General features: G+C 51.6%; 25 protein-coding genes and 1 pseudogene. 12 read left to right on the forward strand and 14 right to left on the reverse strand.

Features of this window, described 5'->3' with window-relative positions; translation table 11 throughout:
- Nucleotides 1–21: 21 nt before the first annotated feature.
- Nucleotides 22–1,395 (forward strand): ATP-dependent RNA helicase DbpA, encoded by a 1,374-nt coding sequence (gene dbpA, locus V4835_RS11005; RefSeq protein WP_331412162.1) that lies wholly within the window; start codon nt 22–24, stop codon nt 1,393–1,395.
- 42 nt (nt 1,396–1,437) lie between these two features.
- On the opposite strand, the gene ttcA is transcribed toward dbpA, so the two are convergent.
- The 3 genes and pseudogenes from ttcA to gcvA all read right to left on the reverse strand — a co-directional run bounded on the left by ttcA (nt 1,438) and on the right by gcvA (nt 3,952).
- A complete protein-coding gene (gene ttcA / locus V4835_RS11010; protein WP_257261100.1) occupies nt 1,438–2,373 on the reverse strand; it encodes a tRNA 2-thiocytidine(32) synthetase TtcA in 936 nt (311 codons plus the stop codon).
- Between the two features lie 48 nt (nt 2,374–2,421).
- Nucleotides 2,422–2,688, reverse strand: a pseudogene (locus V4835_RS11015) (tyrosine-type recombinase/integrase); the annotation flags it as partial.
- A gap of 349 nt (nt 2,689–3,037) precedes the next feature.
- Nucleotides 3,038–3,952, reverse strand: a complete 915-nt coding sequence (gene gcvA, locus V4835_RS11020) for a transcriptional regulator GcvA (protein WP_331412163.1) — start codon at nt 3,950–3,952, stop codon at nt 3,038–3,040.
- Between the two features lie 103 nt (nt 3,953–4,055).
- Between gcvA and V4835_RS11025 the strand changes: the two genes are divergently transcribed.
- On the forward strand, nt 4,056–4,382 hold the full coding sequence (locus V4835_RS11025; protein WP_331412164.1) for a gamma-glutamylcyclotransferase family protein: 327 nt from the start codon (nt 4,056–4,058) through the stop codon (nt 4,380–4,382).
- 161 nt (nt 4,383–4,543) lie between these two features.
- Here the strand turns inward: V4835_RS11025 and V4835_RS11030 are convergent, their stop codons facing one another.
- Nucleotides 4,544–5,740 carry an MFS transporter gene (locus V4835_RS11030; RefSeq protein WP_331412165.1) on the reverse strand — a complete coding sequence of 399 codons (1,197 nt, stop codon included), beginning with the start codon at nt 5,738–5,740 and terminating at the stop codon, nt 4,544–4,546.
- A gap of 135 nt (nt 5,741–5,875) precedes the next feature.
- Between V4835_RS11030 and V4835_RS11035 the strand changes: the two genes are divergently transcribed.
- Nucleotides 5,876–6,463, forward strand: a complete 588-nt coding sequence (locus tag V4835_RS11035) for a TetR/AcrR family transcriptional regulator (protein WP_331412166.1) — start codon at nt 5,876–5,878, stop codon at nt 6,461–6,463.
- Between the two features lie 157 nt (nt 6,464–6,620).
- Nucleotides 6,621–6,941, forward strand: coding sequence for a cupin domain-containing protein (locus V4835_RS11040; protein WP_331412167.1), 321 nt, complete (start codon nt 6,621–6,623; stop codon nt 6,939–6,941).
- Between the two features lie 18 nt (nt 6,942–6,959).
- Here the strand turns inward: V4835_RS11040 and V4835_RS24395 are convergent, their stop codons facing one another.
- Nucleotides 6,960–7,106: a YnaM/YnfT family protein gene (locus V4835_RS24395; protein WP_370731984.1), complete on the reverse strand. Its 147-nt coding sequence runs from the start codon at nt 7,104–7,106 to the stop codon at nt 6,960–6,962.
- 266 nt (nt 7,107–7,372) lie between these two features.
- The gene (locus V4835_RS11045) at nt 7,373–7,600 is read right to left on the reverse strand and encodes a hypothetical protein (protein ID WP_331412168.1); all 228 of its coding nucleotides are present in this window, start codon (nt 7,598–7,600) and stop codon (nt 7,373–7,375) included.
- A gap of 97 nt (nt 7,601–7,697) precedes the next feature.
- Here V4835_RS11045 and V4835_RS11050 point away from each other — a divergent pair, with 97 nt between their 5' ends.
- Complete coding sequence (locus tag V4835_RS11050) at nt 7,698–7,862, forward strand: YnfU family zinc-binding protein (protein ID WP_213327664.1); 165 nt, start codon at nt 7,698–7,700, stop codon at nt 7,860–7,862.
- A 187-nt stretch (nt 7,863–8,049) separates the two neighbouring features.
- Here the strand turns inward: V4835_RS11050 and V4835_RS11055 are convergent, their stop codons facing one another.
- Nucleotides 8,050–8,268, reverse strand: coding sequence for a cold shock domain-containing protein (locus V4835_RS11055; protein WP_023335894.1), 219 nt, complete (start codon nt 8,266–8,268; stop codon nt 8,050–8,052).
- Nucleotides 8,269–9,092: 824 nt separating this feature from the next.
- On the opposite strand from V4835_RS11055, the gene V4835_RS11060 reads away from it, so the two are divergent.
- From V4835_RS11060 to V4835_RS11085, 6 genes are all read left to right on the forward strand, one after another.
- On the forward strand, nt 9,093–10,616 hold the full coding sequence (locus tag V4835_RS11060; RefSeq protein ID WP_331412169.1) for an EAL domain-containing protein: 1,524 nt from the start codon (nt 9,093–9,095) through the stop codon (nt 10,614–10,616).
- 75 nt (nt 10,617–10,691) lie between these two features.
- Nucleotides 10,692–11,039, forward strand: coding sequence for a DUF1294 domain-containing protein (locus V4835_RS11065; RefSeq protein ID WP_331412170.1), 348 nt, complete (start codon nt 10,692–10,694; stop codon nt 11,037–11,039).
- A 100-nt stretch (nt 11,040–11,139) separates the two neighbouring features.
- Nucleotides 11,140–11,589, forward strand: coding sequence for a hypothetical protein (locus tag V4835_RS11070; RefSeq protein WP_331412171.1), 450 nt, complete (start codon nt 11,140–11,142; stop codon nt 11,587–11,589).
- Nucleotides 11,590–11,767: 178 nt separating this feature from the next.
- Nucleotides 11,768–11,965: a hypothetical protein gene (locus tag V4835_RS11075; RefSeq protein ID WP_023312007.1), complete on the forward strand. Its 198-nt coding sequence runs from the start codon at nt 11,768–11,770 to the stop codon at nt 11,963–11,965.
- Between the two features lie 3 nt (nt 11,966–11,968).
- Nucleotides 11,969–12,391, forward strand: coding sequence for a GFA family protein (locus tag V4835_RS11080; protein ID WP_331412172.1), 423 nt, complete (start codon nt 11,969–11,971; stop codon nt 12,389–12,391).
- Between the two features lie 68 nt (nt 12,392–12,459).
- On the forward strand, nt 12,460–12,537 hold the full coding sequence (locus V4835_RS11085) for a hypothetical protein (protein ID WP_223239581.1): 78 nt from the start codon (nt 12,460–12,462) through the stop codon (nt 12,535–12,537).
- 64 nt (nt 12,538–12,601) lie between these two features.
- On the opposite strand, the gene V4835_RS11090 is transcribed toward V4835_RS11085, so the two are convergent.
- From V4835_RS11090 to nifJ, 3 genes are all read right to left on the reverse strand, one after another.
- Entirely contained in the window at nt 12,602–12,727 is a 126-nt protein-coding gene (locus tag V4835_RS11090; RefSeq protein ID WP_265327649.1) for a hypothetical protein, read from the reverse strand.
- A 145-nt stretch (nt 12,728–12,872) separates the two neighbouring features.
- Complete coding sequence (gene ompC, locus V4835_RS11095; protein WP_032643297.1) at nt 12,873–13,982, reverse strand: porin OmpC; 1,110 nt, start codon at nt 13,980–13,982, stop codon at nt 12,873–12,875.
- A 388-nt stretch (nt 13,983–14,370) separates the two neighbouring features.
- Nucleotides 14,371–17,895, reverse strand: a complete 3,525-nt coding sequence (nifJ, locus tag V4835_RS11100) for a pyruvate:ferredoxin (flavodoxin) oxidoreductase (protein ID WP_063142638.1) — start codon at nt 17,893–17,895, stop codon at nt 14,371–14,373.
- A 271-nt stretch (nt 17,896–18,166) separates the two neighbouring features.
- Between nifJ and V4835_RS11105 the strand changes: the two genes are divergently transcribed.
- Complete coding sequence (locus tag V4835_RS11105; RefSeq protein ID WP_032658293.1) at nt 18,167–18,433, forward strand: putative hemolysin; 267 nt, start codon at nt 18,167–18,169, stop codon at nt 18,431–18,433.
- Here the strand turns inward: V4835_RS11105 and hslJ are convergent, their stop codons facing one another.
- The 4 genes from hslJ to V4835_RS11125 all read right to left on the reverse strand — a co-directional run bounded on the left by hslJ (nt 18,434) and on the right by V4835_RS11125 (nt 21,538).
- On the reverse strand, nt 18,434–18,871 hold the full coding sequence (hslJ, locus tag V4835_RS11110; RefSeq protein WP_331412173.1) for a heat shock protein HslJ: 438 nt from the start codon (nt 18,869–18,871) through the stop codon (nt 18,434–18,436).
- A gap of 128 nt (nt 18,872–18,999) precedes the next feature.
- On the reverse strand, nt 19,000–19,128 hold the full coding sequence (locus V4835_RS11115; RefSeq protein ID WP_008501283.1) for a DUF2474 domain-containing protein: 129 nt from the start codon (nt 19,126–19,128) through the stop codon (nt 19,000–19,002).
- Entirely contained in the window at nt 19,128–20,138 is a 1,011-nt protein-coding gene (gene cydB / locus V4835_RS11120; RefSeq protein WP_331412174.1) for a cytochrome d ubiquinol oxidase subunit II, read from the reverse strand. Before cydB ends, V4835_RS11115 begins: the two co-directional genes overlap by 1 nt.
- Complete coding sequence (locus V4835_RS11125) at nt 20,138–21,538, reverse strand: cytochrome ubiquinol oxidase subunit I (RefSeq protein ID WP_331412175.1); 1,401 nt, start codon at nt 21,536–21,538, stop codon at nt 20,138–20,140. The genes cydB and V4835_RS11125 overlap by 1 nt, the downstream gene beginning before the upstream one ends.
- Nucleotides 21,539–21,828 lie beyond the last annotated feature (290 nt).

Below are 21,828 nucleotides of genomic sequence, written 5' to 3' on the forward strand. Positions count from 1 at the left end.
AGATGACCACGAGAGACTATTGTGACCGCTTTTTCTACCCTGAATGTTCTACCCGCTGCCCAACTCGATAACCTCAACGAGTTGGGATACCTCACGATGACGCCTGTTCAGGCGGCCGCGTTGCCCGCTATCCTCGAGGGCCGTGACGTGCGCGTACAGGCGAAAACGGGCAGCGGGAAAACGGCGGCATTTGGCCTTGGCCTGTTGCAGCACATTGATGCGGCGCTTTTTCAGACCCAGTCACTGGTGCTGTGCCCGACCCGCGAACTGGCAGACCAGGTTGCGGGTGAACTGCGTCGCCTGGCGCGTTTCCTGCCCAACACCAAGATTTTAACCCTCTGTGGCGGACAGCCGTTCGGCGCCCAGCGTGATTCACTCCAGCATGCGCCGCACATTATTGTCGCCACGCCTGGCCGCCTTCTGGATCACCTGCAAAAAGGCACCGTCTCGCTGGATGCGTTACAAACGCTGGTGATGGATGAGGCAGATCGGATGCTGGATATGGGCTTCAGCGATGCGATTGACGAGGTGATTCGTTTTGCACCGGCCGATCGCCAGACGCTGCTGTTCTCTGCGACCTGGCCGGACGCTATCGCCGCCATCAGCGGACGCGTGCAGAAAGATCCACTCACCATTGAAATCGACAGCGTAGATGCGCTGCCCGCTATCGAGCAGCAGTTCTTTGAAACCTCGCAGCAGGGGAAAATCCCGCTCCTGCAGAAATTGCTGAGCCAGCATCAGCCTGCGTCCTGCGTGGTGTTCTGTAATACCAAAAAAGACTGTCAGTCAGTCTGTGATGCCCTCAATGCCGCCGGGCAGAGCGCGTTGTCGCTGCATGGCGATCTGGAACAGCGCGATCGCGATCAGACGCTGGTCCGTTTCGCTAACGGCAGCAGCCGTGTTCTTGTCGCAACCGACGTCGCTGCGCGCGGTCTGGATATTAAATCCCTTGAGCTGGTGGTGAACTTCGAGCTGGCGTGGGATCCTGAAGTGCACGTGCACCGTATTGGCCGTACCGCACGAGCAGGGAACAGCGGTCTGGCGATCAGCCTCTGCGCACCGGAAGAGGCGCAGCGCGCCAACATTCTCTCTGAGATGCTGCAGATTAAGCTGAACTGGATGAATGCCCCTGCTGGCGTCAGCCTGGTGCCGCTGGAAGCCGAAATGGCGACGCTGTGCATTGATGGCGGTAAAAAAGCAAAGATGCGTCCAGGTGACGTATTAGGCGCGCTGACCGGGGATGTGGGTCTGGACGGAGCGGATATCGGTAAGATTGCGGTCCATCCGGCGCATGTCTACGTTGCGGTTCGCCAGGCGGTGGCCCATAAGGCATGGAAGCAGCTGCAGAACGGGAAAATTAAGGGTAAAACCTGTCGCGTACGTCTGCTGAAATAAAGAATGAAGCGTCTCAGAAGATGTTTCTGAGACGCTAATCGCTTACTTCACTTCAAGCACGTTCAGCCGCAACTCTTCAAACTGACTATCATCTTCTTCCGGCTGCCAGCCGGCTGGCTGCATGGGAATATCTTCCCGATCAAACGCCAGGTCGCCGCCATTCACCACGTCTGAGTCATGATTGATGCCTTTGAAGTCGAACAGTTCAACATCCGCGAGATGGGAAGGGACGACGTTCTGCATCGCGCTGAACATGGTTTCGATACGACCCGGATAACGCTTATCCCAGTCGCGCAGCATGTCGCCAATCACCTGACGCTGCAGGTTAGGCTGAGAGCCGCAAAGGTTACATGGAATGATCGGGAACCCTTTAGCCTGAGAAAAACGCTCGATGTCTTTTTCACGACAGTAGGCAAGCGGGCGGATCACAATGTGTTTACCGTCATCACTCATCAGTTTAGGCGGCATGCCTTTCATCTTGCCGCCGTAGAACATGTTGAGGAACAGCGTTTGCAGGATATCGTCGCGGTGATGGCCCAGCGCAATTTTGGTCGCGCCCAGCTCCGTCGCGGTACGATACAGAATGCCGCGGCGCAGACGAGAGCAGAGTGAGCAGGTGGTTTTCCCTTCCGGGATTTTCTCTTTCACAATGCCGTAGGTATTTTCTTCGACGATTTTGTACTCAACGCCCAGATTTTCGAGGTATTCCGGCAGAATGTGCTCCGGGAAACCCGGCTGTTTCTGGTCAAGGTTGACCGCCACCAGGGAAAATTTCACCGGTGCACTTTGCTGAAGATTACGCAGGATCTCCAGCATGGTGTAGCTGTCTTTACCCCCTGACAGGCAAACCATGATGCGATCGCCTTCTTCAATCATGTTGAAGTCTGCAATGGCTTCGCCCACGTTACGGCGCAGTCGCTTTTGCAGTTTGTTGAGGTTATATTGCTCTTTTTTGTTAATCTCTTGATTTTCTTGCATTTATTACTACCTTCGGAGCCAGTAGGGGCATAATAGGGGCAAAATTTTTCAGCGTGCCAGCTTATCGTTAAGCATCAGCACCTGTTCGCCATTCATTTCTTCAATCCACGCACCGTAGACTTCATAAACCATTTGCGCGTTTTCATGCCCCATCTGGCTGGCTATGAAAGAGGGGTTAGCGCCGGCAGATAAAAGCCAGCAGGCAAAAGTATGCCGCGTATGGTACGGATTCCGGCGGCGAATACCAGCACGTTTTACAGCTGCGTTAAATCTGGAGCCGATACTCGATAAAGAGTAGTAGGCTTTCTGTTTGCCCATGGAGGACTGAGCGATTCGCATGTTTCTGATGCTCTCAACTCGCTCACCAGGTGCAAAATAATCTTCAGTCAAAAGCAGGGCGTGATGAAATGCTTGGGTTTCAGACAGGCTGAACACGGGAAAAAATCTTCCCGGGCCGTTTGCTCTGTGCGTGAACAGGGAAGGTTAAAACAATCCATTTCTGCTGCGGGCAGATTCATCCTCCCGTAGCAGAACTTTACCGGATAGGGCATTCAGCAACAGTGGCAAAATACGACGAGATATTAAGATCTGCTTAGAGTTCGATAAATTTTCGTGATGTCCTGGTCCGCTTTGTGCCAGGAGCGGACTTTTCTTAGAGCACCATTCAATCTTTCAGCAAACTCATTTCTTCAGAGATCCATTGTCTTAGAATGCCTATTTTTAATGAATCCTGATTATCTGACCGGTAGACTAAATCGTAACCCCGCTCAGCCTTAAGTTTGTACTGTGGAAATGGAACAACAAGCCTTCCAGCAGCTACATCATCTGCAATCAGAACACTGCGTCCCAGAGCAACACCTTCGCCACGTATAGCAGCCTCAGTCGCCATACTGCCTAGAGTCCATAATGGCCCCTGCTGATAGCTAAAATTTTTTTCTCCGGCCAACTCAAACCATGCCTTCCAGTTCGCCAGCATTCTGTACTCATGAAGAAGAACGCAGTTTAAAAGTTCCTTAACCTCTGTCAGACCATTATGTTTCTTAAGAAAATCTGGGCTACAGACAGGGGTGACTGTTTCATCGAACATACGTTCAGACGAAACATCTCGATAATTGCCGAGGCCGTAACGAATTGCAGCATCTACCTGACCATCATTAAGATCTACATTAACGTCAGTAACATCCAGCTCAATATCAAATTCAGGATATCTCTGCCTGAACCGGCTTAGACGCGGCGCTAACCACTTACTGGCAAATGAAACCGTTGTACTTATACGCAAACTCTTTATCAGGTTTCTTCCACGCAGACGCTCGGACTCCGTCATTAAATCACCCAAAAGTCGGGTAACCACATGGTGAAATTCGGCCCCTTCCTCCGTCAGTATTATCTGTCGTGTCAGCCTGAAAAATAGCTTTAACCCCAGATGCTCTTCGAGCTTCCGGATTTGTCGGCTTATCGCGCCATGCGTAACGTGCAACTCCGCTGCCGCCAGTGTCATGCTCGAGAGGCGGGCGGTGGCTTCAAAAGCGCGCAGAGTCTGCAGTGGGGGGAGGCGATCGAATATCATACGCGTGATCATAATTCACGCGTGTTGTGAGAACAAATGATTTGTCAGGCCAGAGTCCGAAAATCAAAATTAATACAAAGAACGTCATCATTTCATAGCGATACGCGGAGGAGTAATGGAAAGTTTGTTTGTTTACGGGACACTCGGTCCGGGTCGGCCTAATGCTCATATTCTTGAAAATATTGGGGGAACATGGCAGGAAGGCCACGTTGGTGGTTCTCTATTAGAGAAAGGCTGGGGTGCAGAGATGGGGTATCCGGGAATTGTACTGGATGACTCAGGTAATCGTGTACAGGGTTTTCTTTTCACGTCAGAGAATTTACATAATTACTGGCACATACTCGATGAGTTCGAAGGTGCTGAGTATGAACGGGTTCCGGTAGAGGTAACCACATCTACCGGTCAGACAGTTCAATCATGTATCTATATGCTCAAAGCATAAACGATATGGCCTGCTGTAAGCGAAATTTCTCCAGTTTTACAAGTAGCAATCATAAGTGGGGCTGCCGCGGGCCTCATATGTTTATTGATTATTCTTAAAAAAACGACTCTAAGAAATTTAGCTAAATGCTTAAATAGGGTGCGCCACCATCAGGTGGCATCCTATACAGACGAGACTTGCGCACGCAGGCGCTGATGCCCCCATAGAGACACGAGCAACACCACCGCACCGGCGCAGAGCGCGACGGTGAATCCAACCCGTACGCCACCGTTATCGATAACCTGGCCGGATGCCGCCGCGCCCAGCGCCACGCCGACATTCAGCCCAGCCAGCAGCCAGGTCATGCCTTCGGTTAGCAGGTGCCCTGGCACCAGACGCTCGACCAATGACATCGCCACGATCATGGTGGGCGCGAAGAACAGACCAGCTATCAGCACCGCCGCGGCCAGCGCGGGGATGCTGCCGACCAGCAGTAGCGGTAACGTGGTGACAGCCGTTGCCAATCCACCTGGCAACAGCAGGCGATGCAAAGGCATATGCAGCTTGAGTGCGCCGAACAGCAGCCCGGACACGCAGGAACCCAGGGCATAAGCTGACAAGACCAGGCTGGCGGCTGCCGGTTTACCCACTTGTTCAGCGAAGGCCACGCTCACGATATCCACCGTACCGACAATCACGCCCATAGCCATCATCAGCAGCGCCAGCAGCCGCACGTTTGCCGACTGAATCACTGATCCAGATCCATCCGTGGCTGCGTCTTGCGCTTCGACGGCGGGTTCAGTACCCCGCTGCACTACAAGAGTGAATACACCGAGGATCAGCAACAGTGCAGCCGCAAGCAGGCCCGCCTGCGGCAACACGGCAACAGACAGCCCCACCGACAATGGTGGCCCTGAGATGAAGGTGACTTCATCAAGCACCGTTTCCAGCGAATAGGCGGTTTGCAAGCGGAGCTGACCCCGGTACAGCGCCGTCCAGCGTGCACGTACCATCGCCGACATGCTGGGCATGAAGCCAGCCAGGAAGGCACCGATGAACAGCGTCCAATCGCCCGCCTGCCACCAGGAACCAGCAACCAGAATCAAAAAACCGATGACGCTGATGGCCGTGGCAGTGGGCAACACGCGGCGTTGCCCAAGCCGATCCACAAGCCGGGAACTCTGCGGCGATAACAACGCATAGGTCAGCACGAAGGTGGCAGAGACGGCCCCTGCCAGTGCATAGCTGCCGCGCAGTTGCGTCAGCATGGTGATGATGCCGATACCCGTCATCGGCAGCGGAATGCGTGCCAGGAAACCGGCCAAAGCAAAGCCCTTGGTGCCAGGCATGGCGAATAGTTCTCGATAGATGTTGGCCATCTCATTCTCCTGAAGCCTTCGCTTGCTTTGGCAAGCTGGCGTAGCGATAATACATACAAATCGTATGAATAGGATCATATATTCATACGTGTTGTTTGTAAATAATGATGCGTATCGTATGTAAGGAGAAAAAACATGGTTCGTCGCACCCGCGCCGAGATGGAAGAAACCCGCGCCACGCTGCTGGCGACGGCCCGGCGGGTATTTACCGAGCATGGCTACGCCGACACCTCGATGGATGACCTCACCGCGCAAGCGAAGCTGACCCGTGGTGCGCTCTATCACCACTTCGGCGACAAGAAGGGGTTACTGGCCGCCGTGGTGGAGCAGATCGACACCGAGACGGATCAGCGCCTGCAAGCCATCTCTGACGCTGCCGAGGACGATTGGGAAGGTTTTCGCAGTCGCTGCCGGGCTTATCTGGAAATGGCGCTGGAGCCGGAAATACAGCGCATCGTGCTACGCGATGCCAGGGCGGTGCTGGGGGGTGCCTCACCGGAATCGCAACGCGATTGTGTTGAGTCGATGCAGCGCCTGATCGACAAGCTCATGAAGCAAGGCCTAGTGGAAGAAGCTGATTCGCAGGCGCTAGCGTCGCTGATCTACGGCAGCCTGGCCGAAGCGGCGTTCTGGATCGCCGACGGCGAGGACAGCAGAGCGCGTTTGACACGCGGTATCGATGCGCTGGAGTTACTACTGCGCGGGTTGTTAGTCAAGCGATAGCTTTACGAGATGCCGGGGCCACACTGCCGTGTCAGCCTGCGCTGTGGTTTCAAGACCTATAGCATCTTACTCGTCCTGGTTTCCCATATTTGTTATATGACGGCAGGGAACTTATATGGCATAAGAGCGTTAAACGAACATCAAAAGGAATGACGTTATGTCGCTTTATGACCTCAAAACCGAAGCACTTGCATTACCGGAGACCTGGCACTCTCAAGTATTAGGCCGCATTGGAAATGCGAATCTCAAAGTTTTACGAATGGATGAACGCTCAGTGATAGAAGAGGTTCATGAGTATGACGAGGGGTTACTGGTCATTGATGGACGTCTGGAGCTGAGCGTAAAAGGTAAAAAAATCTCTGTAACGCCTGGACAGCTTTACGTAGCCAAAGCTGGCACTCCCCATACTGTAGAAACAGGCAGTTTTGGCACACTGGTTATCATCGATTTACCAGAAGCGGAAGTGGCCTCACTTTAAGCGCGGCTTGCGATTAGGTCACAGATTGTCAGGGTTGTTCGACGTGCTGATCCAAACTTTGATTAGACTCAACGTTATCAACCCCATGACTGCGGCAACAGTGGTTACAATAATATAAGATGTCATGAAATAATTTTTCCTGGTAATGGTCTTTATTTGACTCATTTCTTTTGCATTAGTTCCTGCAAAGAGAAAATTTTAATGAAAAGAAGTGTCGGTTTTTAGTTTGTTTTATGTAAATAAAAATGAGGTGGGGTATAACTGCAGATTTTAAAAAAATGCCTGCATTTAGCAGGCTTTAATAATAAGACGTTTTTATTATTTTAATTCAAAAGATAAAGCCTAAAGATGTTCGCTAAAATACTGGCGATTTTTACTGAGGTTTTATCTTTCCTTTTGTGAAGTGGCTGAGATTTAGCAGGAAACGCATATCACAAATGGTTTTTTGCGGCATCAAGTATCTTCTGAGAGGTGAGTTCTCTATCAGAGGCAACGTAGACAAAATTGCGATCTCCGGTTAAAGATGGGAAGCCAGCAGACATAATCTGAAGGTATATTTCTTCTCCACCCGGATACTCCTGCCTTACGGACGTAACGCCTTGTTGTACCGTGACAACTTTACCAGGTTTTCCATTGAAAAAAACGATGACATTCTTCATAAACCACCTTGTGTTTTTTGGGAGCATTCGAAAACTAAAGCAAGCATTTTTTAGCGTTAACGTGTATTGTGGCAGTCCGTAAAATCAGGAGATGCCTATGTCTGGACGTAAAAATACACAATCCCATCGAAATCATTTAGTCAAATGTTCATGCCCAAATTGCTCTAAAGATTCAGAGCATAGTTTTAATCGCGTGCAAAAAGGCGCTCAACTTGTCTGCCCGTACTGCCACGCTTTGTTTAAATCTACTCAACGATTCTAAACCAAAGTAGTTGACAAAATGAGTTAGCTTTGAGTTTTAGACCACTCATGCAGCAGTTCTGTACTTCATCACCTTGGTAGCGCACTCGTAAAGAAAATATGCTGGCTGTTGATATGAATAACAGTCATATTATCCAGGGCCCGTTTACTTAAGAAAGTTTTTTGGTAATCACGGGCCATTGATAATTTTATCTATCTAAAAGTATTACGTTTGCAGCAGCAGGGCCTTTATCACCGCTTAGAATCGCAAATTCGACTTTCTGACCTTCAAATAGTGTCTTGAAACTCTCTCCCTGCAGGGCAGAGAAATGAACAGAAACATCTTTACTGCCATCAAGTGGGGAGATAAAACCAAAGCCTTTATCTTCATTAAACCACTTAACCAGACCTTGAATTCTTGAAGACATAAATACTCCTTTTAAAGACTCTTTAAATGATAAGAAATGACAAAACGTATGGACTCAAAAGGAGGGGATATCAGCGATAGCGCCTGGTTATGAGGACTGCCGGGAAAAATAGTGTATTCGGTATTACATCGAACTAACTAAATCATTAAGGCACGGACTGAGTTAATAAGCAAACATTATTTTAGCCATCCGGGTGGCTGCCTGGGTGCGTTTCCAGTCACGTTGAATCCGGTTCAATTCTCGATAAAAAGTCGTCGGCGCTATGTTCTTCTTTGCGAATCCGGGGCCGGAAAAAGAGCTGCGCGCATTGACCTTGTGAATATATTTTGATTAGGCTATGCATGTCCAGCACCACGCTTTTTCTTAAAATTTTATCCCATTGGAAGGGTTTTACGTGTTCAAGCTTAATTCATCTCTACTGGCCATTCTCCTGCTGTCAGGCTGTAGTTCTGATCTGGTTCTCAGTCCCCCTCAACGACCCGAATACAAGGCTATGCCAGAAATAACCCAGTCTGTGACGCCATCACAGCAGCGTGCAATCATGGCTGGCGAGAGGCCTGACTGGTCAGAAAGAACGCCAGTCAACGCTACAAAGCGCTATTAATAAAAACGTATCAGCAGGGCTGCCATTCGGTGGCCTTTTTGTTTCCCCTCGATTAAGTCGTTTATTGCGCCATGGGAGCAGAACAACTGTTCGGGTCTGAACGAAAATTTTCGACGCCTGACATGGTAATTATTACGTAATCTACCATGATTAAGACGATGACAATTCAATCACTTCAGCATCGTTGAAGCGGCCACTTCACTCTAATCGAGAACCCTAAATGCGCCATGCATCTATCCCCGTAGCTGCAGCCACGGCAATATTTTTGCTAGGCGTTTTTATCATCAATTTACAGGTTTGGTATTCTGCACGGGCTGACAGCCTTGCAGGGGCGCACTATGTTGTGCGGAACATGAATGTCATTCTTAAAGAAGCCCGTCATGCAACTCAGCTGGCGAAGCAACTTGCTGAGAACGAGTGTGATGCGGAAGGACAATACCAACTAGGCACTGAGGCTGCATTACAGCCTCACCTGAGAACGATCGTTATTCTGAAAAATGATGCGGTCTGGTGCTCTTCATTACCAGGAAACCGCGTGTTGTTGGTCAACAGCGCCGTGCTCCCAGAATCATCATTGCTACTCGTCCCTGCGGAAAGTACCGTCAACGGCCTGCCTGTGCTCTTATATCAGACCAATTACGCCGGAAGCCGAATCATCGTTAGCATCAGCGACAGCCATATCCGGGATGCACTGGATATACCATTAAATGGCGTTGAATATTCACTCAGAGTAGGCAATACCCTTTTGGGCCTGTCTGGCGATGTGGCGACGGCAGACCATTCCAAGAATGAGGTATTGACGGTAAAAGCCTCTAATTATCCTTTCGAGATACAGTTTAACGCTCCAGTCCTTTTCAGCCTTAAGAGATTGCTCAATCGAGCCGGCGGCGTGGTGTTATTCCTGCTGATAATATCGTCTCTTTCTGCTTATATACTTCAGCGATATCGATCAAAAGATGTTTCACCAGAAGAATCACTGCGTACCGCCATTTACAGAAATGAAATTACGCCCTATTACCAGCCCGTGGTTAGCGGCAGGGAGGGAACCTTGCGGGGTGTGGAAGTGCTGGCCAGATGGAAGCATCCGCAGTCAGGGTTTATTTCTCCCGCATCCTTCATTCCTCTCGCTGAAAAATCGGGTTTAATTATTCCTCTGACTCAGAGCCTAATGAAACAGGTTGCAAAACAAATGAACGCTATTTCTACATTGCTGCCAGAAGGGTTTCATGTAGGGATTAACTTCAGCGCTTCTCATATCGTTGCGTCCACCTTTGTGGAAGAGTGTCTCCACTACAAACACAGTTTTATTCAACAGGATCTAAACCTTGTCATTGAGGTAACCGAGCGTGAACCGCTCCACATTGATGAACATCTCGTCAGGACGCTGAATGAGCTGCATAACAACGGATTTGCCATTGCGCTGGATGATTTTGGCACGGGATATTCAGGTCTATCCTACCTGCAAGAGCTGCATATTGATTACCTTAAAATCGACCAAAGTTTTGTTGCCAGGGTTAACGCCAATGAGGATTCAACCCTGATCCTGGATTCGGTACTGGAACTGGCAAAAAAACTTTCAATTAGTATTGTGGCGGAAGGGGTTGAAACACAAGATCAACTTGATTACCTCATCCGCAATAACATCCGTTTTTTACAAGGATTCTTCTTCTACAAACCTCTACCTTACAAGGAGCTGGTCAAAGTTCTCTTGTCAAAGCCTAAAGTTAAAGTGAGGGTGGAATGAGGTTTATCCAGCACATGACTAAGATAGCGTATAATGCGTCTCCCAAAACTGCTCAACAACCCAGTGACGCATTCTATGACCCTCAATCGCTTTTGTTACTTACTCCTGCTATTCGCTGCGCTCGGCAGCCTTTTATCGTCGAATCCTGTGGTCGTCTGGTTTCTGCTGATCAATGTGCTGACAATGGTCATATATGGTGCCGATAAAATGGCGGCTCGTAAGGGGATGCGCAGGGTTCCGGAAGCGACGTTGCTGGTATTTGGCGTGACCGGAGGCTGGCCTGGCGCCATTGCGGGGCAACAGCTCTTTCGCCATAAAACCCAAAAGCAGCCTTTCAAGACCTATTTTTTCATCAGCATCGCCGTCAGCATCGCCGTGATGGCGGCGGTTTACCATTTATCGGCTTATTCTCCCTTATATTAATCCCTCGGTTACTGCCAATAGTAGTCGGACTATTCTTAAGTTGTTGCTGTTTTTTGCGCAATCTGAATAATACGTGCAACAACACGGACGACAACATCCCATGAAAATAGAATCTATTATGCTGGCAGTGCTGGTGGTCTTTTCTGCGCCTTCCTGGTCCGCTTTTCAGGAGCGGGAATATAATACCTGGTATATGAAAAATGCGGTGCTCTACGATATGACGCAGACCTCGGCAGGTTATCCCGTCCTGGTGAGCGTATCCCAGCCTGGAAGGATATCCGCAAATTTGCTCGTGTCATATATTACGGAAGGTCGCTGTGGTGAGAATAGTCTACCGCTGAATGTGAATGGTAAAGTGCTGCCCGCAAAATATAATTGTGTCCAGATAGGGCAAAACAGAGTTGAGCATTTTTCAGTAGTGGATGCGGAAAGCGTCAATGGCATAGTGACGCATCTGAAATCTGATTTCACTATTCTCCTGCAAAATGATATCAAAATTTGGGCGGCAAATATCAAAACGCCAAAATACGGTTTGACGCCGCGATTCTAAATATGGAATGCCTGTGTTACGACAGGTGTTTTTTTGGATGTACCTCAATCATTTTTAAAGCAATAGTATAGAAGTCGTACCTGTCTGAACTGTTTAAATGAAATTCACAGGGCATGTGTCCGACATTCCGTTTTACCGTATTCCTGCTACGCTTGTTTGTTGTACCAGGAGCATGAATATGAAAAACAAAGATGAACAAACCGGATTAGTGGGGCTGGCGATTGGGGCCGCCGTTATTGGGCTGGTTTCAGCGCAAAAACCGATCCATCGCAACAGTATTGTCGATGAGCTGGTCAGGCTCGGCAGGCAAAAAGGCGATGGTGTAGAAGACGAGGTTTTCGTGAAAGCCGCCGAGCTGGTGAGAAAAGGGGTATAGCCCATGGCTGAAAGACGTAATGCGAAGTGCCATTGCGGCGCGGTAGCATTCACCGTTGAGCTTACCGATGGACTGAACACCGCGCGGCGATGCAGCTGTTCCTTTTGTCGTATGCGAGGCGCGGTCGTCGTCTCTGCGCCGCTGTCGGGGATTACGGTGACCAAAGGTGAGGATAAACTCACCGAGTACCGCTTTAACACGGGAACGGCACGGCATTTCTTTTGCTCAGTGTGCGGAATTTACACGTTCCATCAGCGGCGTTCTAATCCAAATGAATACGGCGTGAACGTCGCCTGTTTTGAAAGCGTTTCTCCGTTTGATTTCCCGCAGGTAACAGTGATGGACGGTGTCAACCATCCCACGGATGGGGAGAGTGGGGTATTTGGCTATCTCTCTTTTCGCGAGAAAGGGAAAGAGCAGGCATGATTGCCGCCTGGCCACTCTTCAATCATCCTGGCTATAGTGGAGGGTGGTTATCTGAAACAGGAGAAACTATGCTCTGTGTTGAAAAAGACGATCCGCGTGAGGCCCCTGAATCAGGTGATAAAAAGCCTCAACCTGTGAAAAAATAACGCGACCTATGCGTTTATCCGCCACCGGCACTGCTGGTGGCTTTTTATTTCCCCGTAAACCCTGTTAACTGCCATCCAGATGGTTTAACAGCGCGCCGAGATGCCCGACAATATCACCAAAATCAAAAATTAACGCCATCCACAGCATGGCTAAAAGGGTAAGTACGGCAAGGGATACACGACCAAACAACGCTGTAATCCTTAGTGACGAAAGGGCTATCACCTGAGTTTAACCAGCTTTCTTTCAACTTACCCTCAACCAACCCCTTTCTGAAACTGTCTTTTGTGACGAACTTCAAAAAAACGAGCCCGCATCTTGATGCGGGCTCTGACAATCAGAACTGGTAAACCAGACCTAACGCTACGACATCATCCGTGCCGATGCCGTTGTTTTTGTAGAAGCTGTCATCTTCATCCAGCAGGTTGATTTTGTAATCAACGTAGGTGGACATGTTTTTATTGAAGTAGTAGGTCGCACCTACGTCAGCGTATTTAACCAGATCCTGATCGCCCTGACCGTTGCCCAGGTCCTTACCTTTAGACTGCAGGTAGGAAAGGGATGGACGCAGGCCGAAGTCGAACTGGTACTGCGCGGTCACTTCGAAGTTCTGGGTTTTGTTCGCCACGGCGTCGGTGTTATCACCATACGGGGTCATATTGCGGGTTTCAGAATACATTGCTGCCAGGTAGATGTTATTGGCGTCATATTTCAGACCCGCAGTCCATGCATCCGCTTTGTCACCACCCGCTGTGGTATTCATCACCTGCTCGTTGGTACGGTCAGAAGAGGTGTAGGCAGCACCCGCAGTAATCCCCATGCCGAAGTCATAGGTGGTAGAGATACCGAAGCCATCACCATTCTCGTGACGTGTGTCGCGACCGTTGTTGGTGCCTTCCTGATTGTTGCTGGCATCTTCATTTTTGCCCTGATACTGCAGCGCAAAGTTCAGACCCTGCACCAGACCATAGAAGTCGGTGTTACGGTAGGTTGCCACGCCGTTGGCACGGCCGGTCATGAAGTTGTCGGCTTTGGTGTAGGAGTCGCCGCCGAACTCAGGCAGCATATCTGTCCAGCCTTCCACGTCGTACAGTACGCCATAGTTACGACCGTAATCGAAAGAACCGTAGTCGCCCACTTTGACACCGGCGAAGGCCAGACGCGTCCAGGACTGGTTATCAGACCCTTCGGTGTTATTGGCCTGAATGTTGTATTCCCACTGCGCGTAGCCGGTCATCATGTCGTTGATCTGGGTTTCGCCTTTGAAGCCCAGACGCATATAGGTTTGATCCCCGTCAGCGCCTTTATCGTCGGAGAAATAGTGCAGACCATCTACTTTGCCGTACAGATCTAATTTGTTACCGTCTTTATTATAAATTTCTGCTGCATGTGCAGAACCAGCCATTAACAGAGCCGGAATCATCAGGGCCAGTACTTTTCTTTGCATTGTGATATTCCTTTGCGGTTGTTTTTATTTAATTACCTGTTGAACTTTCAGAATGAGAAAGTTGTCTCATGCTAAATCACTCCTGTGTAAGAGTAATAAAATATAATTGTTACGAACTAAGTAAAATCTAAACGGGATAAATCATAGGAAATGATCATTTGTTTGGTGAATGATTTAAAGGTAAGTATATTAAATTGAAATTATTAATCAGGCGTTAATTAAGATAATCTTGCTGGCGTTATATGCCTTTAAGATGATTTATCCATAATTAACGTGAATGCTATTAAGCAAACTCAATAGATATTCATTGATTATCTGGATTCGCCCGGTGTGAATACGCCGGGCTTTTTTATGGCAAAAAAATGCCCGGACACGCCGGGCAGAGGCACTAGTCGCTGGTCGGTTTTTCGGCTTTACCCGCCATTTGCGCCAGGAAGTCATAGCGTTTTTGCAGGTCAGCAGCGGCATCTTTCCAGAGCTGTTCGGCCACTTCCGGCTGCTGCGCGTTAAGGCGACGGAAGCGCTGTTCCTGCATTAACGTCTCGGCCAGGGCATCTGACGGCGGACGCGAATCCAGCGCCAGCGGTAATTTACCCTCGTCAGCACGACGCGGGTCGAACCGGTACAGCGGCCAGAAGCCGGTCGCGGTCAGCTGTCGCATCTGGTCGTGGCTGAGTGCCAGGTCGTAGCCATGCTCTTCGCAAGGGCTGTAGGCAATGATCAGCGACGGGCCAGGATACGCTTCCGCTTCCTGGATGGCTTTTACCGTCTGGTTAAGCTGGGCACCCAGCGAGATTTGCGCGACGTAAACGTGACCGTACATCATCATGCTCACACCGAGATCTTTGCGCGCCTTACGTTTACCGTGTTCACCGAATTTCGTCACGGCGCCTAACGGTGTAGCTTTCGACGCCTGGCCACCGGTGTTTGAATAACACTGTGTATCCAGAACCAGGATATTGACATTTTCGGTCAGGCTCAACACGTGATCCAGTCCGCCAAAGCCGATATCGTAAGCCCAGCCGTCGCCGCCAATCAGCCAGATCGATTTTTCGACCAGGGCGTCAGCGTCGGTCAGCAGCTGTTCAGCTCCCGCCACACCCTGAAGCGCGCGACGCAGCTCGGCAACCTGCTCACGACGTTCTTCTGGCGTCGCGTCCGCATGAAGCGCGTCATTGAGCTCTGCGGGGATCTGCCCGGCAAACTGCTCCAGCAGGCGCATCACGCGTGCGCGGTGCTGGTCGACGGTCAGGCGGAAGCCCAGTCCGAATTCGGCGTTATCTTCGAATAACGAGTTTGCCCACGCCGGACCGCGGCCATTTGCGTCGGTGGTGTAGGGAGTGGAAGGCAGATTACCGCCATAAATTGAGGAACAGCCGGTTGCGTTGGCAATCAGCATCCGGTCACCGTACAGCTGGGTAAGCAGCTTGATATACGGCGTTTCACCGCAGCCGGAACAGGCCCCGGAGTACTCAAACAGCGGCGTAATCAGCTGTGACGTACGAATATCAATACGTTCCAGCTTGCTGCGATCGATTTCCGGCAGATTCAGGAAGAAGTCATAATTGACCTTCTCCTCTTCAACGTGCTCCAGACGCGACATCATATTGATGGCTTTGATCTCCGGATCCTGCCTGTCTTTCGCTGGACACACCTCGACGCACAGGTTACAGCCGGTGCAATCTTCCGGCGCGACCTGCAGAACGTATTTCTGACCGCGCATATCACGAGATTTCACATCCAGGGAATGCAGGCTGGCCGGCGCGGCTTCCATCTCTTCCGGTGACACCACTTTGGCGCGAATGGCAGAGTGCGGGCAGGCCGCCACGCAGTGGTTGCACTGCGTACACAGCTCTTCTTTCCAGATGGGGATCGCTTCGGCAATGTTACGTTTTTCCCAGCGCGTGGTGCCCATCGGCCAGGTGCCATCCGGCGGTAGCGCAGAGACGGGCAGGGCATCGCCCAGACCGGCCAGCATCGCCGCCGTCACGGTCTTGACGAAATCAGGCGCCTCGTCGGATACCACCGGAGGGCGATTCGGACTTGCGGCATTCACCGGCTGCAGCGGTACTTCAAACAGAGATTCGCGCGCCAGCGCTAGCGCCTGCCAGTTGCGCTCGACCAGTTCCTGGCCCTTGCTGCTGTAGCTTTTAGCAATCGCGCCCTGTAGTTCCACCAGCGCGCTGTCGCCCGGCAGGATATTGGTCAGATGGAAGAAGGCCATTTGCATCACGGTATTAATACGCGCAGCAAGACCACATTCGCGGGCAATTTTTGCGGCGTTGACCACATAGAAACGGGCTTTTTTCTGGTTCAGCACCGCCTGAACTTCCTGCGGGAGCCTTGCCCAGACTTCGTCCGCGCTGTAAGGCGTATTGAGGAGGAAAATACCGCCGGGTTTCAGGCGCTCAGCCATCTGGTATTTATCGATAAACTGCAGCTGGTGGCAGCCAACAAAATCAGCCTGAGAAATAAGATACGCGGAGCGGATGGGCTGTTCGCTCACGCGCAGGTGGGAAACGGTCAGGCCGCCTGCTTTTTTGGAGTCGTAAACGAAGTACCCCTGGGCGTACCACGGCGTTGAGTTGCCGATGATTTTGATGTTGTTTTTGGTTGCGGAGACGCTGCCGTCACTGCCCAGGCCATAGAACAGCGCCTCAAGTTTGGCGGTTGAGGGCAGGGTATTTTCCGGCAACGACAGGGACAGGTTTGTCACATCATCATAAATGCCGACGGTAAAGCGCGGCTTGGGTTTTGCTTCGCTTAACTCGTTGAATACCGCCAGCACGCAGTCCGGCCCAAACTCCTTGGAGGACAAACCATAGCGACCCCCGATTACGCGCGGCAGGGTTTCACGTTCGCCCTGATTAAAGGCTTCTGCCAGGGCGGTCATCACATCCAGATAGAGGGGTTCCGCCTGCGCGCCCGGCTCTTTGGTGCGATCGAGGACCGCCACGGCGCGCGCGCTTTCAGGCAGAGCCGAAAGCAGATGTTTGGCCGAGAACGGACGGTAGAGACGCACTTTAAGCACGCCCACTTTTTCGCCGCGCGTCAGCAGTTCGTCAACCACCTCTTCACAGGTTCCAATGGCTGACCCCATCAGCACAATGACCCGTTCCGCCTGCGGATGGCCGTAGTACTCAAACGGCTTATATTCGCGGCCGGTTGCGGCGGCAAAGTCATTCATTGCCTGTTCAACATGGTCGTAAACCGCGTTGTACCAGGGGTTCGTGGCCTCGCGGGACTGGAAATAGGTGTCCGGGTTCGCCGATGTCCCGCGAATAACCGGGTGTTCAGGATTAAGAGCCCGGGCGCGATGCGCGTCGATTTCCGCCTGCGGCAGCAGATTCAGGATTGTATCGTCGGCCAGCGGGACGATTTTGTTGATTTCATGTGAGGTGCGGAAACCATCAAAGAAGTGAATAAACGGCACGCGGCTTTTGAGCGTGGCGATATGCGAAATTAAGGCAAAGTCCTGCGCTTCCTGAACGCTGCTGGCGCATAGCATCGCGCAACCGGTCTGGCGCACGGCCATCACGTCAGAGTGATCGCCAAAGATAGAGAGCGCGTGGGTGGCAACGGTACGCGCGGCGACGTGCAGAACGAAGGGCGTCAGTTGACCGGCGAGTTTGTACAGCGTAGGGATCATTAACAACAATCCCTGAGAAGAGGTAAACGACGTGGAAAGCGCGCCGGTCTGAAGCGCACCGTGTACCGTGGCAATCGCACCGGCTTCAGACTGCATTTCAACCACTCTCGGGACATCGCCCCAGACGTTTTTTAACCCGTTTCCAGCCCAGGCATCCGCCTGCTCAGCCATGGTAGAACTTGGCGTAATCGGGTAGATGGCGATAACTTCACTGGTGCGAAACGCGACTGAGGCAACTGCACCATTACCGTCAATAGTTTGCATAGGACAACACCCTTACATTGCGCAAAAAATAGGGGTCTGTATAACGACAACAAACCCTGAATATTATCAGTGTATTCTAGCAAAGGCGGGATTTTACGATTTTCGCTTTTGTGTCCTTGGTATTCTCACCATCAATGAGTAGATCAAACTTTTGGCGAAAAAATTGCGAGAAATTGTTTCTGGAGCGCATAAATACGCACTTCCGCTCTCGACGACACGGGATGTGATGCCTATTATGCATAGGTTTCGCATTATTCATGGGGGAGAGAGCATGCGCTCAGCATTTTTGGTAGGGTGTGCCGCATTATTGTTGTCGGCATGTAGCAGTGAGCCAGTCCAGCAGGCAACGGCAGCCCACGTGGCGCCGGGAATGAAAGCGGCGATGTCCAGTTCTGGTCAGGCCAACTGCGCAATGATTGGCGGTTCGCTGTCTGTCGCCCGCCAGCTTGATGGTTCTGCTATTGGGATGTGCGCCTTGCCAAACGGCAAACGCTGTAGTGAACAGTCGCTTGCCGTTGGAAGCTGCGGTAACTACTGATTATTCTACACGCTTAAACATCAGCGTTTTATCGGCTGTCGCCAGCGTTAACTGGTCCTCAGTCAGGTCGACCTGCGCCCCTTTGCGCAGCATGTCGCCGATGGCCTGATCCAGCTCATTCAGCTGCGGTTCAGTACAAAGCTTGCGCGTCATGGCCAGCGTTTTAACCTTAAGCTCGCCTTCGGACAATTTCCCCTGTCCGTTGAAGCGGTTACACATCTGGCCGGAAACGCTGATGTTATTAATCAGGCTGATATCTGGCAGCGCGCTAAAACCGATCTCAGGTTGCGTTGTTGCGGTCTTCACGGCCTTACCGTTTACATTTTCCAGCACAAAGCGGTGGTTTTTAAGTTGCTCCGGCTGTACGGAGGCTTTACCCGGATTAACGCATCCGGTAAGGACAAGACTAATAACACTTAACGCAATGAGCTTTTTCATTTTTCTTCTCAAACTATAAATACCGTGAATCTTTTTCCAGTGTAACGATACTCTGCCGTGCGTTAATGGGGTTTATCTGAAAGTGCGGGGGGAAGTACCGGGCAACGCAACGGTTGCCCGGAATGGCGTTAATGCGATTTAAACCCAGCCGCCGTCATCAGCATACGGAAGAGCATGCTGACAGCAGCCAGCGCCAGTACGCTGCCGCCCCAGATAATGGCCAGCCACAGTAATCTTTTCCAGACCGGTTGTTGCATCAGTGATAACCCTCCCCATGCTGAACTTTGCCGCGAAACACGTAGTAGCTCCAGAAGGTGTAGACCAGAATAACGGGAATGATCAACAGCGCGCCCACCAGCATAAAGCCCTGGCTTTGCGTCGGTGCGGCGGCCTGCCACAGGGTGATCGACGGCGGAATGATATGCGGCCAGATGCTGATCCCAAGCCCGCTAAAGCCCAGGAATATCAGCCCCAGCGTCAGGATAAACGGACGGCTATGGCTGTCGGGATTATTCAGGCAGCGCCACTGGTACAGGCTAAAAATCACCACCAGGACAGGGACAGGCAGCAGATAAAACAGATTCGGCAGGGTAAACCAGCGCGCAGCGATGGCCGGTTGCGCCAGCGGCGTCCAGAGGCTGATCGCCGCAATAAACGCTAGCAGCACAAGTGACAGCCTTTTCGAAACCTCACGCATCCGCTGCTGCAGCGCGTTTTCGCTTTTCATCACCAGCCAGGTAGAGCCTAGCAGCGCATAAGCCACCACCAGCCCCGCGCCGCAAAACAGGTTAAACGCGGTAAACCAGTCAAAGGGGCCGCCGGTATAGGCCCGACCGGTGACGGTAAAGCCGTTAATGACGGCGCCTACCGTCACGCCCTGGGTAAACGTTGCCAGAATTGAGCCGCCAATAAACGCCTTATCCCAGAAGGGGCGGTGGGTCGGCGTGGCTTTAAAGCGAAACTCAAATGCCACCCCGCGGAAAATAAGTCCGATCAGCATTAACGTCAGCGGAATGGTGAGAGCATCAACGATCACCGCATAGGCCAGCGGAAACGCGCCGAACAGGGCGGCACCGCCAAGCACCAGCCAGGTTTCATTTCCGTCCCAGACCGGCGCGACGCTGTTGACCATCACATCGCGATCGTCGGCGTTCTGCGTTGCCGGGAACAGAATGCCAATCCCCAGATCAAAACCGTCCATCACGATATACATCAGCGTGGCAAAGACGATGATCACAAACCAGATAATGGAAAGATCGATACCCATTATGGCTGCTCCTTATGTTCAGTTGTAACGGCAGAAAGCGGGCGCGCCGGACGTCCGTCGGACTCGGTGGCGAATGATTCATGCGGCTGCGGGCCTTTTCGGATGAGGCGCACCATATAGCTGTAACCCACGCCGAATACCGAGGTATAGACGATGAAGAAGGCCAGCAGGCTCACGCTCATGTGCAGGTCACCGTGGGCAGACACCGCATCCTTCGTTCGCTGGAGTCCGTAGACCACCCACGGCTGGCGGCCCACTTCGGTAGTGATCCACCCGGCCAGGATGGCAATCAGCCCGGTTGGCCCCATCAGCAGCGCAAACCACAGGAAAGGGCGCGACGAATACACGCGTTTTTTGTAGCGCAGCCAGAGTGCCGTCACCCCGAGCAGCAGCATCAGCATGCCCAGGCCCGCCATAATGCGGAATGACCAGAAGACGATGGTGGAATTCGGACGGTCTTCCTTCGGAAACTCCTTGAGGGCCGGAACCTGTTTATCCAGGCTGTGCGTCAGGATAAGGCTCCCCAGCGCCGGGATCTCAAGCCCAAAGCGGGTGCGCTCCTGTTCCATATCCGGCCAGCCAAACAGCAGCAGCGGGGTAGGCTCGCCCGGCGGATTTTCCCAGTGGCCTTCAATGGCGGCAATTTTCGCAGGCTGGTGCTTTAAGGTGTTCAGCCCGTGCATATCGCCAACCATGGCCTGGATGGGGGCGACAATCAGCGTCATCCACAGCGCCATCGAAAACATCGCGCGGATGGCGGGGGTATTATTGCCGCGCAGCAGATGCCATGCCGCCGATGCGCCCACAAACAGGGCGCTGCTCAGGAATGCGGCTATCGACATATGCAGCAGGCGGTAAGGGAAGGAGGGGTTAAACACCACGGCGAACCAGTCCACGGGCACGACCTGACCGTTGACGATCTCAAAGCCCTGCGGGGTCTGCATCCAGCTGTTCGACGAGAGGATCCAGAACGTTGAGATAATGGTGCCCAGCGCTACCATACAGGTGGCGAAGAAGTGCAGACCCGGCCCGACCTTGTTCCAGCCGAACAGCATCACGCCGAGGAACCCGGCTTCGAGGAAGAAGGCGGTGAGCACTTCATAGGTCAGCAGCGGGCCGGTAATGCTGCCTGCAAACTGTGAAAATCCGCTCCAGTTGGTGCCAAACTGGTAGGCCATCACCAGCCCGGAGACCACGCCCATGCCAAAGTTGACGGCAAAAATCTTCGACCAGAAATGGTAAAGCGAGCGCCAGACCGGATTTTTTGTTTTCAGCCACAGCCCTTCGAGTACGGCAAGATAGCTTGCGAGACCAATGGTGATGGCCGGGAAAATAATGTGAAAGGATACGGTAAAGGCAAACTGTATCCGCGCAAGGTGAAAAGCATCTAAACCAAACATGCACAGCCTCAATGTCAAACGGTGTGCTGTTATGGTATAGGGGCTAAGTTCCGACTATCAGACGCAGAAAAGTGATTTTTAACCATAACAGTTGGCATAAAACTCATGCTTTAGCCATCTGATATACTTCGCGCTGAGGAATAAAAACAGTGTTTTTATGATTTTTACGCATAAAACCGCTTGCCTTGTCGTCTGCGCCGTGCGTTAATGGTCTTCTGGTTTTGAGTCCAAATAAATATCTGACGTAGTTTTATAAAGCAGTTCTCATCACGTTGTGCCTCTCCGCAGCC

The sequence above is a fragment of the Enterobacter cloacae complex sp. CARB60 genome (assembly GCF_036487345.1).
Lineage (GTDB): Bacteria > Pseudomonadota > Gammaproteobacteria > Enterobacterales > Enterobacteriaceae > Enterobacter > Enterobacter asburiae_D.